The following is a 14644-nucleotide window of genomic DNA, read 5'->3' as shown; positions in this document are numbered from 1 at the left end:
ACCGGCACGACTTTGGGTGATCCCATTGAGGCGCAAGCACTTCTCGCCACCTACGGCCGTGATCGTGATGAGCCGTTGTGGTTGGGGTCGGTGAAGTCGAATCTCGGGCACACGCAGGCCGCTGCCGGTGTCGCGGGTGTGATCAAGATGGTGGAGGCGATGCGGCACGGTGTGTTGCCGCGGACGTTGCACGTCGACGCCCCGAGCCCGCATGTGGACTGGTCTGCGGGTTCGGTGGAGTTGTTGACGTCGGAGCGGCCCTGGCCGGTGGGTGACAACCCCAGGCGCGCGGGTGTGTCGTCGTTCGGGATCAGCGGCACCAACGCGCACGTGATCATCGAGGAGCCACCGGCGGTCGCGGCGGAGGAGTCGGACTCGGTGCTGCCGGCGGTGCCGTGGGTGTTGTCGGCCAAGACCGCTCCCGCCCTAGCCGAGCAAGCCCGCCAGCTGCTCGCACACGTCGAGCAACGTCCCGACCTGGACGCCTGCGACATCGGCTATTCCCTGTCGAGCCGGCCCTTGTTCGAACACCGGGCGGTGGTGGTCGGCGCTGACCGGACCGAACTGCTCCAGGGCCTGGCCGGCCTGGTCGAGGGCGAACCGGGTCGCGGCGTGGTCCAGGGCCGCGCTGAGAGCGGCGGCAAGACGCTGTTCGTCTTCCCGGGCCAGGGATCGCAGTGGATCGGCATGGGCGCACGGCTTTTGGAGACCTCGCCGGTGTTCGCGGAGAAGATCCGGGCCTGCGCGGCGGCACTGCACGAGTTCGTGGACTGGTCGCTGGTCGATGTCCTGCGCGGGGCGCAGGGCGAGCCGGAGTTGGACCGCGTGGATGTGGTGCAGCCGGTCCTGTTCGCCGTCATGGTGTCGTTGGCCGAACTGTGGTGCTCGTCGGGCGTGCGCCCGGACGCGGTGATCGGACACTCTCAGGGCGAGATCGCGGCGGCCCACGTGGCGGGGGCGTTGTCGCTGCGAGACGCCGCGCGAGTGGTCGCGCTGAGGAGCAAGCTGTTGACGGCGGTGGCGGGCGCGGGCGGCATGGTCTCCCTGGCATGCGACGCGGAACGCGCGAAGACGCTGATCGAGGACAGCGGTCACGAACTCGACATTGCGGCCGTCAACGGCCCCGCGGCCGTTGTGGTGGCGGGTGAACGGGCCGGGCTGGACGAGCTGATGAGCCGGTGCGCCGCCGACGGAGTGCGGGCCCGGCGGATCGAAGTCGACTATGCCTCGCACTCGGCCCAGGTCGAGGCGATCCGTGACGACCTGAACGCCGCGCTGGCCGGCATTGAGCCGCATTCGGCGGAGATCGTGTTCTTCTCCACGGTCACCGGTGGCCCGGTCGACACCGAGACGCTGGGCGGCGAGTACTGGTACCGGAACATCAGGAACACCGTGCAGTTCGAGGCGGCCGTGCGGGCCGCCCGGGACCAGGGGCACCGGTTCTTCATCGAATCCAGCCCGCATCCGGTGCTGATCGCCGGCATCGACGACGAAGGCGTGGTGACCGTCCCGACGCTCGGGCGCGGCGACGGCGGCCAGGACCGGTTCCTGACGTCGCTGGGCGAGGCCCATGTCCGGGGCGTCCGCGTCGACTGGTCGGCCCTGTTCGGACCCGGTCGGCGGCGGGTGCCGCTGCCGACCTACGCCTTCCAGCACCACCATTACTGGCTGCGGGGTTCCGGCGTGCCGGCCGACGTCAAGCGGTTCGGGCTGGAGGACACCGGCCATGCCCTGCTCGGTGCCGTCATCGAGCAGCCGGACTCGGGCGAGCTGGCGCTGACCGGCAGGCTGTCGGTCCAGGCCCAGCCGTGGCTGGCCGATCACGCCGTGGCCGGAACGGTCCTCTTCCCGGGCACGGGCCTCGTGGAGCTCGCCATCCGGGCCGGCGACGAGGTGGACTGCGGCGTCGTCGAGGAACTCATGCTGCGGGCCCCGCTGGTGGTGCCGGTCGGTGGCGTGCAGGTCCGGGTCGCCGTCGGCGAGGCCGAGGAGTCGGGCCGCCGCCCGGTGGCGGTGTACTCCCGTGGCGACGCCGACTGGGTGCTGCACGCCGAAGGCGAACTCGGCCCAACCACTCAGGCGCCCGACGTCGCAGACCTGTCGGTATGGCCGCCGGCGGGGGCGGAGACGATCGACACGACCGACGCCTACGAGCGCCTGGCCGACCGGGGCTACGAGTACGGGCCGACGTTCCGTGGGCTGACGGCCATGTCGCGGCGCGGCGAGGAGCTGTTCGCCGAGGTCACCCTCCCGCCGGACGTGGAGGCGGCCGGGTTCGGGCTTCACCCGGCGCTGTTCGACGCAGCCCTGCACGCGGCGGCGGTCGCGACCGGCGGTGCGGAGCTGGCGCTCCCCTTCGCCTGGGAAGGGGTTTCACTGCACGCAGCCGGCGCGACCGCGGTGCGGACGCGGATTGCGCCGACCGGGCCGAACGCCGTGTCGATGGAGTTCGTCGATGCCACCGGGTTGCCGGTGTTGTCGGTGCGGTCGATGACCGTCCGCGCGGTGTCGCCGGAGCAGCTGCGGGCCGCCGGGCCGGCCTCGGACCGGTTGTTCGAGGTGGCGTGGTTGCCGGCCTCGGCCGGGCCGTTCCCGGCCGTCTCGACGGCGTCCTGGGACGAGCGCCAGGAATCCACCGCAGACGCGGTGGTCTTCGAATTACCCCGGACAGCGGATGCGGTGGTGGCCGGTGTGTACGCCGCCACGCACCGAGCGCTGGAGGTTGTGCAGACCTGGCTGTCGGAATCCCGTGACGGCAAGCTGATCGTCCTCACCCACAAAGCCGTGGGTCTGCCGGGCGAGGACGTGGTCGATCTGGCCGGCGCCGCGGTCTGGGGGCTCGTCCGCTCGGCACAGAACGAGAACCCGGGGCGGCTCGTGCTGGTCGACACCGATGCCGGCCTCGACGCCGGCGCCGTGCTCGCCCTGGACGAACCGCAGCTCGTCAGCCGGGACGGAAAGATCCACATTCCCCGGCTGGCCGCCGCGCCGACCGAAGGCGTGCTGGAGCTCCCCGCCCAGCCGTGGCGACTGGGGCTCACGGAGAAGGGCACGCTGGAGAACCTGACCGTCGAGCCCTTCCCGGCGGCCGATGCGCCGCTGTTGCCGGGGCAGGTGCGGGTCGAGGTGCGGGCCGCCGGCATGAACTTCCGCGATGTGCTGATCGCCCTCGACATGTACCCGGACAAGGACGCGATCCCGGGCGGCGAGGGCGCGGGCGTGGTGCTGGAGGTCGGGCCCGGCGTGACCGATGTGGCGGTGGGCGACCGGGTGATGGGCGTGTTGGTCGGCGTCGGCCCGCGGGTGGTCACCGACCACCGCCTGATCGTCGCCATTCCGTCGGACTGGTCCCTCACCGACGCCGCCGCCGTCACCGTGGCATTCATGACCGCGTACTACGCACTGGTCGACCTCGGCCGGGTGCGGGCCGGCGAAGCACTGCTGGTGCACGCGGCGACCGGCGGCGTCGGCATGGCCGCTGTCCACCTGGCCCGGCATCTGGGCCTGGAGGTCTTCGCCACGGCCAGCCCCGGCAAGTGGCAAACCCTGCGCCGGATGGGATTCGACGACAGCCACATCGCCAGCTCACGGACCGTCGAGTTCGAGGAGAAGTTTCTGGCCGGCACATCAGGCCGCGGCATCGACGTCGTGTTGGACTCGCTGGCCGGCGAGTTCGTCGACGCTTCGCTGCGACTGCTGCCGCGCGGCGGGCGCTTCCTGGAGATGGGCAAGACCGACGTGCGGGACGCCGATGCCGTCGCCGCCGCCCACCCTGGGGTCCGCTACCGGGCGTTCGACCTGTTCGAGTCGGGCGCCGACCGGCTCAAGGAGATCCTGACCGAGCTGCGGCGACTGTTCGAGGCCGGGGTGCTGCGGCCGCTGCCGGTCACCACCTGGGACGTGCGCCAGGCCCCGGCCGCGTACCGGTTCCTCAGCCAGGCCAGGCACACCGGCAAGGTCGTGCTCACCCTGCCCGGCTCACTGGCCGACGGCACAGTGCTCATTACCGGCGGCACGGGCATGGCCGGCGCGATCATCGCGCGACATCTGGTTGCGGCGCATGGGGTGCGGGACCTGCTGCTGGTCAGCCGCCGCGGCGCCGAGGCTGATGGCGCTGCGGCGCTGATCGCGGAGCTGTCCGCTCTCGGCGCGAACGTGCGGGTGGTGGCCTGCGATGTCGCCGATCGGGCGGCGCTGGCCGAGGTGCTGGCCGGCGTTTCGCTGACCGGCGTGGTCCACGCGGCCGGTGTGCTCGATGATGCGGTGATCGGTTCGTTGACGCCGGATCGCGTCGACGTGGTGTTTCGGGCGAAGGTCGACGCGGCCTGGAACCTGCACGAGCTGACCCGGGACCTGGAACTGTCGATGTTCGTGCTGTTCTCCTCGATGGCCGGCACCGTCGGCGCGCCCGGACAGGGCAACTATGCGGCGGCCAACACGTTCCTCGACGGGCTGGCCGCGCATCGCCGGGCACTCGGACTGCCGGGCGTGTCGCTGGCGTGGGGTCTGTGGGCGCAGGCGAGCGCCATGACCGGCCATCTGGGCGCGGCGGACCTGGCCCGGTTGGGTCGGGGCGGTTTGCTGCCCATGGCCACCGACGAGGCGGTCGAGTTGTTCGACCAGGCGGTGCTGGCCGGTCGGGCCCACCTGGTGCCGGCGCGGGTCGACGTGGCCGGGCTGCGTAGCCGGCGGGCGGGCGGAGTGTTGCCGCCGCTGTTCGCGCGCTTGGTACGGGGCCGGACACGTCGAACCGTCGACGGCGATCGCGCGGCATCGGCGTCGAAGTCGGCGCTGGTGCAACGGCTGGCCGGGCTGCCGGAACCGGAACGCGACGCCGTGGTGCTGCAGCTCGTGCGGTTGAATATCGCGACTGTGCTCGGGCATGCAGCCCCGGACGACGTCGATCCCGATCGTGCCTTCCAGGACCTCGGATTCGATTCCCTCACCGCGGTCGAACTACGCAACCGGCTCAAGAGCGCGACCGGCGTGACGCTGTCGGCGACGGTGGTGTTCGACTACCCCACGCCGAAAGCGCTGACCCGGCACATCCGGGACAGCATCGCGATCGACACGGCCGGGCCGACGCCATCCGCGGATCGGGAAGAAGGGGAGATCCGGAGGCTGATCGCCTCCATTCCGGTTGGGCGGCTGCGGCAGGCGGGCGTGCTGGACACCCTCATGGACCTGGCCGGTCAGGACGCCGGTGCGGCGACCACCGCGGAGCGCGCCGGAAAGGACCTCGCCGACATGGACCTGGAAGACCTTCTCGGCGTCGCTCTCGGCGGCCACGACAACGTGCAGGAGACTGACTGATGCCCACCAAACTGGACCAGGCAACCGAGGCGCTGCGCACCGCGCTGGTGCAGGTCGAGCGCCTGAAGCAGCGGAACAAGGCTCTGACCACCCGTATGACCGAGCCGATCGCGATCGTCGGCATGGCGTGCCGGTATCCGGGCGGTGTCGATTCGCCCGAGGACCTGTGGGAGTTGGTCGTCGGTGCGCGGGATGTGGTCTCCGGGTTCCCGGCCGATCGCGGCTGGGATATCGAACGTCTTTTTGATCCGAATCCCGATGCAGTCGGTCGTTCATATACGCGTTCCGGCGGGTTCCTGTCCGATGCGGCTGGCTTCGATGCCGGGTTCTTCGGTATTGCGCCGGCTGAGGCGTTGGCGATGGATCCGCAGCAGCGGCTGCTGTTGGAGTTGTCGTGGGAGGCATTGGAGCGCGCCGGCGTTGACCCGCTTTCCTTGCGCGGCAGCGCCACCGGCGTGTTCGCCGGCATCGCGACCCAGGGCTACGGGATGGTGTCGACCGGCGGTGGCGAGGGCTACCGCATGACGGGCCTGACCTCGAGTGTGGCATCCGGTCGAGTGTCGTACGTGCTGGGCCTGGAAGGGCCGGCGGTATCGGTGGACACGGCGTGTTCGTCGTCGTTGGTGGCGCTGCATCTGGCGGCGCAGTCGTTGCGGCTCGGTGAATGCGACCTGGCCTTGACCGGTGGTGCGACGGTGATGGCGTCGCCGTCGATCTTTTCGGAGTTCAGTCGGCAGCGTGGATTGTCGGTCGACGGTCGTTGCAAGGCTTTTGCGGCTGCCGCGGACGGCACTGGCTTCGCCGAGGGCGCCGGCGTGCTGGTGGTGGAGCGGCTGTCGGATGCCGAACGCCACGGCCACGAGATCATGGCCGTGGTGCGGGGTTCCGCAGTCAACCAGGACGGCGCCTCCAACGGGCTCACCGCCCCCAACGGCCCCTCACAGCAACGCGTCATCCGCGCCGCGCTGGCCAATGCCTGCCTGTCCACTTCGGACGTTGGCGCTGTGGAGGCACATGGCACCGGCACCACACTCGGCGACCCCATCGAGGCGCAGGCCCTCCTCGCGACCTACGGCCGCGACCGTAGCGAGCCGCTGTGGCTGGGTTCGGTGAAGTCGAATCTGGGTCACACCCAGGCCGCTGCGGGTGTGGCGGGTGTGATCAAGATGATCGAGGCAATGCGGCACGGCGTGCTGCCCCAAACTTTGCATGTCGACGCCCCGACTCCGCACGTCGACTGGTCGGCGGGCGCGGTCGAACTGCTGACCGAGCAACAGCCGTGGCCCGTGAACGGCAAGCCTCGGCGGGCGGGTGTCTCCTCGTTCGGGATCAGCGGCACCAACGCGCATGTGATTCTCGAGCAAGCGCCGGCAATCGAGGGAGCCTCGCAACGGACGAGCCCGGCGATGCCCGCGGTGCCGTGGGTGTTGTCGGCCAGGACCGGCCAAGCTCTGGCCGGCCAGGCCAGCCGACTGCTGGCGCATGTCGAGGGGCATCCCGATCTGGACGTGGCCGACGTCGGCTTCTCGCTGGCGGCTCGTTCCCTGCTCGAGCACCGGGCCGTGGTGGTCGGCCGGAACAAGGCCGAACTGGCCGAAGGGCTCGCGGAACTGGTCGTCGGCGAGCAGGGGCGTGGCGTCGTGCGCGGCCGCGCGGACAACAGCGGCAAGACGGCCTTCGTGTTCCCGGGGCAGGGAACGCAACTGCTCGGCATGGGAGCGGAGTTGTATGCGGCCTTCCCCGCCTTCGTCCAGGCATTCGATGCCGTGGCACAGGAGTTGGACAAGCATCTCCGGTTGCCGGTGCGCGAGGTGATGTGGGGCGAAGACGCCGAACTGCTGAACGCGACGGAGTTCGCGCAGCCGGCGTTGTTTGCGGTGGAGGTGGCGTTGTTCCGGTTGCTGGAGAGCTGGGGCGTGCGGCCGGACTTCGTCATGGGGCATTCGGTAGGCGAGCTGGCAGCAGCGCACGTGGCCGGGGTGTTGTCGCCGGCCGATGCGGCGACACTGGTGACCGCGCGCGGGCGGTTGATGCAGGAGCTTCCGGCGGGTGGCGCGATGGTGGCGATCCAGGCCGGACCCGATGAAGTAGCGGCGTCGCTGGTGGAAGGGGCCGTCATCGCGGCCGTCAACGCGCCGGACTCGGTAGTGGTTTCCGGTACCGAGGACGCCGTGAGCGAGATCATCCAGAAGTGGCGGGAGCGGAGGACGCACCGGTTGGCGGTGTCCCATGCCTTCCACTCGCCGTTGATGGAGCCGATGCTGGCCGAGTTCGGCAAGATTGCCGCGAGTATTGTCCCAAGCGCTCAGGCGATCCCCGTGGTGTCGAATGTGACGGGTCAGCTCGCCGCGAGTGATTACGGCTCTCCGGCGTACTGGGTGGAGCACGTCCGGGAGCCGGTGCGGTTCGCTGACGGGGTGCGGAGCCTGGCGACGGCGGGGGCGACCAGGTTCGTCGAGCTGGGCCCGGCAAGTGGACTTACCGCAATGATCCAAGGCGCGCCATGCGTTTCGATGCTGCGCAGAGAGCGGCCGGAGACGGCATCGGTGATCACTGCCTTGGGGCGGCTGTCCGTGGCTGGTGCGGCGGTCGAGTGGCAGCCGGTGTTCGCCGGACGGGACGTCAGGCGGGTGCCGCTGCCGACCTATGCCTTTCAGCACCGGCGGTTCTGGCTGGAAGGGCCAACGCCAACGGGCGACGCGGCGAAGCTGGGCCTGACGACTGCTGGGCACGGATTGCTGGGCGCTGTCGTCGAGCAGCCGGACACCGGCGGTGTGGTGCTCACGGGCTGGGTGTCCTTGGCGGCACAACCCTGGCTGGCCGATCACGCGATCGCGGGAACGGTCCTCTTCCCGGGCGCGGGCTTCGTGGAGCTGGCGGTCCGTGCTGGCGCCGAAGTGGACTGCCCCGTCGTCGACGAGCTGATGCTGCGCGCGCCGCTGGTGTTGCCGGCCGAGGACGGAACGCAGATCCGAGTCGTGGTCGGCGCGGAAAGCGAGCAGGGGCGCCGACCGGTGATGGTGTACTCCCGTGGCGAGGAGGCGAGCTGGGTGCTCCACGCCCAAGGCATCCTGGGCTCCTCGGCAGAAACCGCCGAATTGTTGGCGTGGCCGCCGACGGACGCGGAAGCGGTGGACGCGACCGGCATCTACGAGCACCTGGCCGACCGCGGTTATGAGTACGGGCCGGCGTTCCGAGGGCTGCGCGGCATCTGGCGTCGCGGCGAGGAGCTGTTCGCCGACGTTGCCCTACCCCCGACGGCGGACGCGTCGAAGTTCCACATACATCCGGCCTTGCTGGACGCGGTGCTGCACGCGGTCGTGGTGGCCACCGACAGGCAGGAGCTGGCGCTTCCCTTCGCCTGGGAGGGGGTTTCGCTGCACGCGCCGGGGGTCACGGCGGTGCGTGCGCAGATCATGCCTGCCGGGACCAACTCGATGTCGTTGCGGCTTGCCGATGCCGAGGGCCGACCGGTGTTGTCGGTGCGGTCCATGACCACCCGCCCGGTGTCCGAAGATCAGCTGCGGGCGGCCGCCAGCGGCCTGTCGGACCGATTGTTCGAGGTCGTGTGGTCGCCGGCCCCAAGGCATGGCTCGCGGCCGACCGGCGAGGCGGTGGTGTTCGAGATGCTGCGCAAGGAGCCGGTGGTCGACGGTGCCCATGAGGCCGCGCATCAGGTTCTCAAGGCATTGCAGGACTGGGGGAGCGGTCGGGACGACGGCAGGCTGATCGTCGTGACACGGGGGGCCGTCGGGCTGCCCGGCGAGGACATCGTGGACCTTGCGGGATCGGTGGTGTGGGGGCTGGTGCGCTCGGCGCAGACGGAGAACCCGGAGCGGATCATCCTGGTCGACACCGATGGCGAGATCGACGCCGGAGCCATCCTCGCCGCCGGTGAACCGCAGCTCATCGTCCGCAACGGAACCCTCCACGCCGCCCGTCTCAGCCGTACGGCGAACCCGCCGGTCACCGCCAAGCCCGCTCTTGGAGAAGGCACGGTGCTGATCACCGGCGGCACGGGCATGGCCGGCGGGGTCCTGGCCCGTCATCTGGTCACGGCGCACGGGGCGCGGGACCTGCTGCTGGTCAGCCGGCGTGGTCTTGCGGCCGACGGTGCTGAGTCGCTGGTCGCGGAACTGGCCGCCCTCGGTGCGGACGCGCGGGTAGTGGCATGCGACGTCGCCGATCGGGCGGCGTTGAAGGAGGCACTGGCCGGCGTCCCGCTGGTCGGCGTGATCCACGCGGCCGGCGTGCTGGACGACGCGGCGATCGGATCGTTGACCCCGGATCGGATCGACAGGGTGCTGCGGGCGAAGGTCGACGCCGCCTGGAACCTGCACGAGCTGACCCGGGACCGGAACCTGTCGATGTTCGTGCTCTTCTCGTCGATAGCCGGCACGGTCGGCGCCCCCGGGCAGGGCAACTATGCCGCGGCCAACACCTTCCTCGACGCCCTTGCCGCGCATCGGCGCGCGTTGGGGCTGCCGGCGGTGTCGCTGGCCTGGGGACTGTGGGCGCAGGCCAGCGAGATGACTCGCAACCTCGGCGCGGCGGACCGGGCGCGGATGAACCGCGGCGGCCTGCTGCCCATGCCCATCGACGAGGCGACCGGCCTCTTCGACGCGGCGGTTGCCGCGGGCCCAGCGAACCTGGTTGCCGCACACCTCGACCTGACCGCGTCCGGCGGGACGCCGGTCCCGCCGCTCTTCCAGGACCTTGTGTCGATCCGGCGCCAGGCCCGGCCGACGGCTGACTCACAGCTGCCTGATCTCGCTGGCATGAGCATCGACGAGCGTCGATCCCGATTGACGGCCATCATCCGCGAGGAGGTCGCCTTCGCCCTCGGGCACGACGGCCCTGACGACATCGACCCGGATACCCCGTTCGAAAACCTGGGTATCGACTCGATGAGCGCCCTCGAATTGAGGAACGCGATGACAGCGGTGGTCGGCCGCACGCTCTCGCCAGCGCTGGCGTTCGAGTACCCGACGACGACCGCGCTTGCCGATCACCTGGCGACCGAACTCGTGCCGTAGCCCTGGAAGTCCCGTTCCGGTCGACCAGAGAGGGCTCGCCGTGCCCGCCAACACCGAACTCCCGAGCAGCCGCCCTGACCTGGATCGCCGGCAACCCGGCCGAACTCGGCGCAGACCCCACCCGCATCGCGGTCGCCGGCGGCAGCGTCGGCGGGAACATCGCCGCCTCCGCCGCGCTCCGCGCCCGCGACCAGGCGGGCCCGCACCTGCTCTTCCAGTCCCTGACCTACCCCGGCCTGGACGGCAGCCTCCCAGCGCCTCGGCACAGGAGCTGCGCACTCCTCGCACGAGTTCGGCGAGTTCGGGGGCGGCATCGAGGTTCACGGGGACGTAAGCGTGGACGAGGGAAGTCGATGCGGGATCCCACAGCCCCGTGCCCTGCTGAAAGGTGAACGGCCTCATGGGTGTTCAACGTACCGACCCGGGCGTGCTCGGTGGTCTGAACGACGAAGTTCGCCTCGTTGAGCAGCGTTCCCCGGCCGGGCTCACCGAGTGCTCTCGTGGTCGAGGTGAGCGGTGAGGCGGTCGGTGTACGGCTGGGCGGTGGCGAGGACGGTGTTGCCGAAGGCGGTGGGCCTCATCCGGTGGCCGCATTGGCCGCGGCCGAGGAGTTGTCCTTGGAGGTCGCGTTCGAGGTGCTGGATCTGCACGGTCAGGCTGGAGGCGGATGCCGGCCTCCCGGCAGAACGCCGCGAGCGAGGGGTGAGGGGCGGCCTGCAGGAACCTGTGCAGTCGGAGGCGGCCGGCAACCGTCCGTACGGCGGGCTGCAGGAGTTCGGGGAAGGCGTCGGTGCCGGGGCGTCGTCGGGGCGGGGACGGGGCTTGCGTGGGGTGCGGGGCGGGCGGTGTCTCATCGCGCGATCCCAGGTCTGCCGGGGGCTGTCGGCCAGGGTGTGCGCCCACGTCTCGATGGCCTCGATGACGTCGCGGCCGAGCGGGGTGACCTCCAGGTGCCGGCCGCGTCCCGCGCGGATCAGCAGCGGGCCGCCGAGGTCCTGCTCCAGGCGTTTGAGTTGGTTGGTGAGCGTCGCTGCTGCGATGCCGTGGACCTGGCACGCCTCGGTGAGGGTGGGGTGGCGGGCAACCTGGAGAAACACGCGGAGGCGGCGGATCGCGTAGGTGTTACCCAGGGCTGGCCGGAGCACGTGCGGCGCCGACATGAACTCCTGGCGAGGGAAACGGTGGGTAGGAAGGAGGACACGCCCCCCTTCCTGGATCTCGACATGCGTCCGGCAGAACCGTTGAGCTCGTTCTTCCTGGAGGTGCGGAAAGCCGCTCGAGACCACACGCGTAGGACGTCTTGGACCTCTTCGCTTCCTGGATCGACTCCCGCTCGCAACCGACCTGTTGCCGGAAGTAGCGGAAGGTCTGATTTTCCACCGAGAGGACGGCACCGAGCACCGTGAGCGCCGGACAAGCCGCCACACGGCGAAGGCGCCGGTCGACGATCAACAACTGCGCTTTACCGGGGGCGCGGCTGCTCGGTGGCCGCGTCCGGTTCAGGCCCGCGGCAGGTGGTCAGGAGGTGCTGTTGAAGGCGGGCATGGCGGAATTGGTAGACCGCCCCGGTCTGCCGGAGCACGCCGCGGCGGTAGGCATCGGTGAGGAACGCCTGGACACGCCACGGCAGGTGGCCGGTGACCGGCAGCCATCCACGTACCAGTACCAGCCAGTGAACCCAGGCGCTCGTAGCACGCACACTCACGAATCCCGCCAGCACCGCGGCCGCGACCCCGAACGGGAGGCTGTACATGGCAGAAACCATAAGGCCGACCGCCAGCCCTACCACGAGCCCTTTACGGATGGCGTTTCGCCGGTCCCGGGCCAGCGATTCCGCCGCACCGACCACATCGGCCGGATGGGCGGGTGCCTCAAGCCCGAACGCGAGCGCGGCTACGAGAGCAAGCACGAGCCCCACCACCGACAAGATCACGAACGCGTCTCCGAGCACATCCGTTCCCCCGAACGAGAGCCCCTCCGCTACCCGGGCAGCGGCGCCGCTCCCGAAGCTGAAGATCCCGTTGGCGAACCCGTTCACAAGCCCCAGCAGCAGCCCGACGAGCATCCCCGCCACGAACCTGCCGGAGATGAACCGGACCCGGCCACGGATCTGAAGGCGCGTGCCGGTCGGTTGAGGGCCCGCGCCGCGCAATCCGACGAGTCCCGCCGCAAGACCGGCTATGAGCCCAAGAATCGGACCCGCACTGAGCCCCTCCCCCGCGTCCCCGGTCACAAGCGTGAACGCGAGCCCACTAGCGACTGCGGTCCCGAGCCCGGCCCCGAGGGCAACGGTGAACCTGCGCAGACGTTTGATGTGGAGCCATCTGCCGAGTCCGGCCGTCAGGGCGACTGCGACCCCGCTGCTCAGCATGACCAGAAGCCCGTCCATCGCCCCTCGCACAAGCGCGAGCACCCGCTCTTGCGCGTCCACCGGCCAATCCGGGGCCGACCCCCATCTGGTGAAGGCCGGCACCAGCCCTGTGCTCGTATCCATGAACCCGAGCGCCACAGTCACCAGCAGTCCGTCCACCATGGCGAGGATGAGGGTGCGTTTCCACCGCGGGATGGTGTCACGCAGCTGCCACCAGGCCAGATCGACTGTGCCTGCCTGGCGGAGGTGGCCGGCGAGGTGGGTGAGGTAGCGGCGTGCGCGGTCTTCGGGCCAGCGCGGTGGGCGGTCCGGCCGGCCGGAACGGTAGACGGCGGGCAGGAACTCTTTCAGCAGATGGTCCTGTAGGGCCGTCCTGGTGGGGAAGCGGTTGGTGTCGAGCAGCTCGGTGGGCTCCTGGCGGGGGTTGTCGCTGTAGATAGTGCGGGCCAGGAAGACCATCAGAGGGTTGGTCAGCACGCGGCGCAGCGCGGCTGGGCCCGGCTCGACCGGTGCGGTGTTCATCTTCTCCAGGACCGGGTCCCAGACTCCGGTGCGGCGCCCGGCCACGGTGCGGGGCAGGTAGCCGGCCAGATCCTCCACCGTCAGATCGTCGATTTCCACTACGGCAGCCGCGGTCAGCACGTCCACGTCGTGTACCGCCGCGGTGAATTCCGGTGCCCGGCTTGTGATCACCATCGGGGTGTCCGGGGCAGCGTTGAGCTCGCGCAGTGCGTCTTTGTGCAGCCCGGTGTGGATCTCGTCGAAACCGTCCAGGATGGGCAGCACCCGGCCGGCCTCGATGAGCGCGCGGGCCCGGCTCGGTCCGCCCCGTCCGGCGGGAGCGGCCAGGCCGGGGTGGTCGCGCGTGAGTTGCTCAACCAGCCAGACCTGCAGCGATCTGGCCGTTGGGTCCCAGGCCCCGATGTTGACGACGACCGGTACCCGCCGTCCCGGCCGGTGCTTCTCCAGCAGGCCCAGCGCCAGGCGGCCGACGAGCACGGTCTTCCCGGCGCCGGCGGGGCCGAGGATGACCAGCCGGCCGGAGGGGACGGACCGATAGATCTCACTCAGTTGCTCGATGCGCCCGGCCAGCGCCAAGGGTTCGCTGGCGTCACCGGCCTGAAGACGACGGATGTTGGCGGGGTGATCGGCCAGCTCGGCAGCCGGGTGCCAGCGCACCGGCAATGCCACTGGATCGTGTACCCGCCGCTGCTCCTCTTCCCTCTCCCACAACGTCCTGACGCCTTCGGCCAGGCCCTCGGCCCACTCGTCCAGATCGGACGGCCCACCGCGGGGCGATGAGCCTCGCGTACCCCACCGGCGTTGCCGGGGAGCGGGCCCGGCGGTGATGTTGACACCGCCGGTGATCGAGCCGGCCTGCACCACCGATCCGTATACCCGGCCGCTGACCTCGTTGTGTGTAGCCGCGGGTGGCTGCTTCGATTCACCGTCGTTGTGGTCCCCCATGGCCCAATGGTGGCACGGGCCCGAGGACGGCATCCGGGAACGCCGCGCTCGTCCGGCAGCAACGGCAGGGACTGGCTGTCGTGCGCCTGCCCGGGCGTCACGACGGCGGCCGGCGGTCGGCCCTGACCGTCCAAGGCGGGGTGGATCTTCGTGGTCTTGTGTCCTGAACATGAAAGGGAGTTGGTTGTAGGGCCGCTTCTCGAAATGGTGCTGTGCGAAAGATGAAGGTATGGCCCTTCAGAGTCGCCCTACGGGGGGAGGCTCTAAACCGCCTCATGCTGCGTTGGCTGAAGACCGTCCTGGTGAGCGATGAGGAAAAGGCGTCGTGAGAGGCGTCAGGTGGGGATCGGGAAGGCGAACGTAAGTGAATCGCTGCTGACGTGTCGAAATAGATAAAGATGACATCGAAACCGGGGTGTGACCACTATCCCGGGGTGAGCCTGGCGGGTGCCCGTTT

General features: G+C 70.2%; 5 protein-coding genes. 3 read left to right on the top strand and 2 right to left on the bottom strand.

The window, feature by feature from the left end; all coding sequences use genetic code 11:
- The 3 genes from ACF1BH_RS30290 to ACF1BH_RS30280 all read left to right on the top strand — a co-directional run.
- The coding region (locus tag ACF1BH_RS30290) for a type I polyketide synthase (protein ID WP_391647607.1) at positions 1–5313 on the top strand (5313 nt) is incomplete at its 5' end.
- Entirely contained in the window at positions 5313–10349 is a 5037-nt protein-coding gene (locus ACF1BH_RS30285) for a type I polyketide synthase (RefSeq protein ID WP_391647606.1), read from the top strand. The genes ACF1BH_RS30290 and ACF1BH_RS30285, both read left to right, overlap by 1 nt.
- The gene (locus tag ACF1BH_RS30280) at positions 10235–10741 is read left to right on the top strand and encodes an alpha/beta hydrolase fold domain-containing protein (protein ID WP_391647609.1); all 507 of its coding nucleotides are present in this window, start codon (positions 10235–10237) and stop codon (positions 10739–10741) included. Before ACF1BH_RS30285 ends, ACF1BH_RS30280 begins: the two co-directional genes overlap by 115 nt.
- A gap of 93 nt (positions 10742–10834) precedes the next feature.
- On the opposite strand, the gene ACF1BH_RS30275 is transcribed toward ACF1BH_RS30280, so the two are convergent.
- Together ACF1BH_RS30275 and ACF1BH_RS30270 are read right to left on the bottom strand one after the other, a co-directional pair.
- Complete coding sequence (locus ACF1BH_RS30275) at positions 10835–11509, bottom strand: LysR family transcriptional regulator (protein ID WP_391647605.1); 675 nt, start codon at positions 11507–11509, stop codon at positions 10835–10837.
- A 302-nt stretch (positions 11510–11811) separates the two neighbouring features.
- Positions 11812–14187 carry an NACHT domain-containing protein gene (locus ACF1BH_RS30270; RefSeq protein WP_391647604.1) on the bottom strand — a complete coding sequence of 792 codons (2376 nt, stop codon included), beginning with the start codon at positions 14185–14187 and terminating at the stop codon, positions 11812–11814.
- Positions 14188–14644 lie beyond the last annotated feature (457 nt).

It is taken from the genome of Streptomyces sp. NPDC014733 (genome assembly GCF_043083385.1).
Lineage (GTDB): Bacteria > Actinomycetota > Actinomycetes > Streptomycetales > Streptomycetaceae > Streptomyces.
This window is presented reverse-complemented; position numbering and strand designations above follow the sequence as displayed.

Bases quoted from the DNA above. Each gene is read 5' to 3' on its own strand.
- ACF1BH_RS30285 (WP_391647606.1), top strand. From the start codon at position 5,313: ATGCCCACCAAACTGGACCAGGCAACCGAGGCGCTGCGCACCGCGCTG.
- ACF1BH_RS30275 (WP_391647605.1), bottom strand. From the start codon at position 11,509: ATGTCGGCGCCGCACGTGCTCCGGCCAGCCCTGGGTAACACCTACGCG.
- ACF1BH_RS30270 (WP_391647604.1), bottom strand. From the start codon at position 14,187: ATGGGGGACCACAACGACGGTGAATCGAAGCAGCCACCCGCGGCTACA.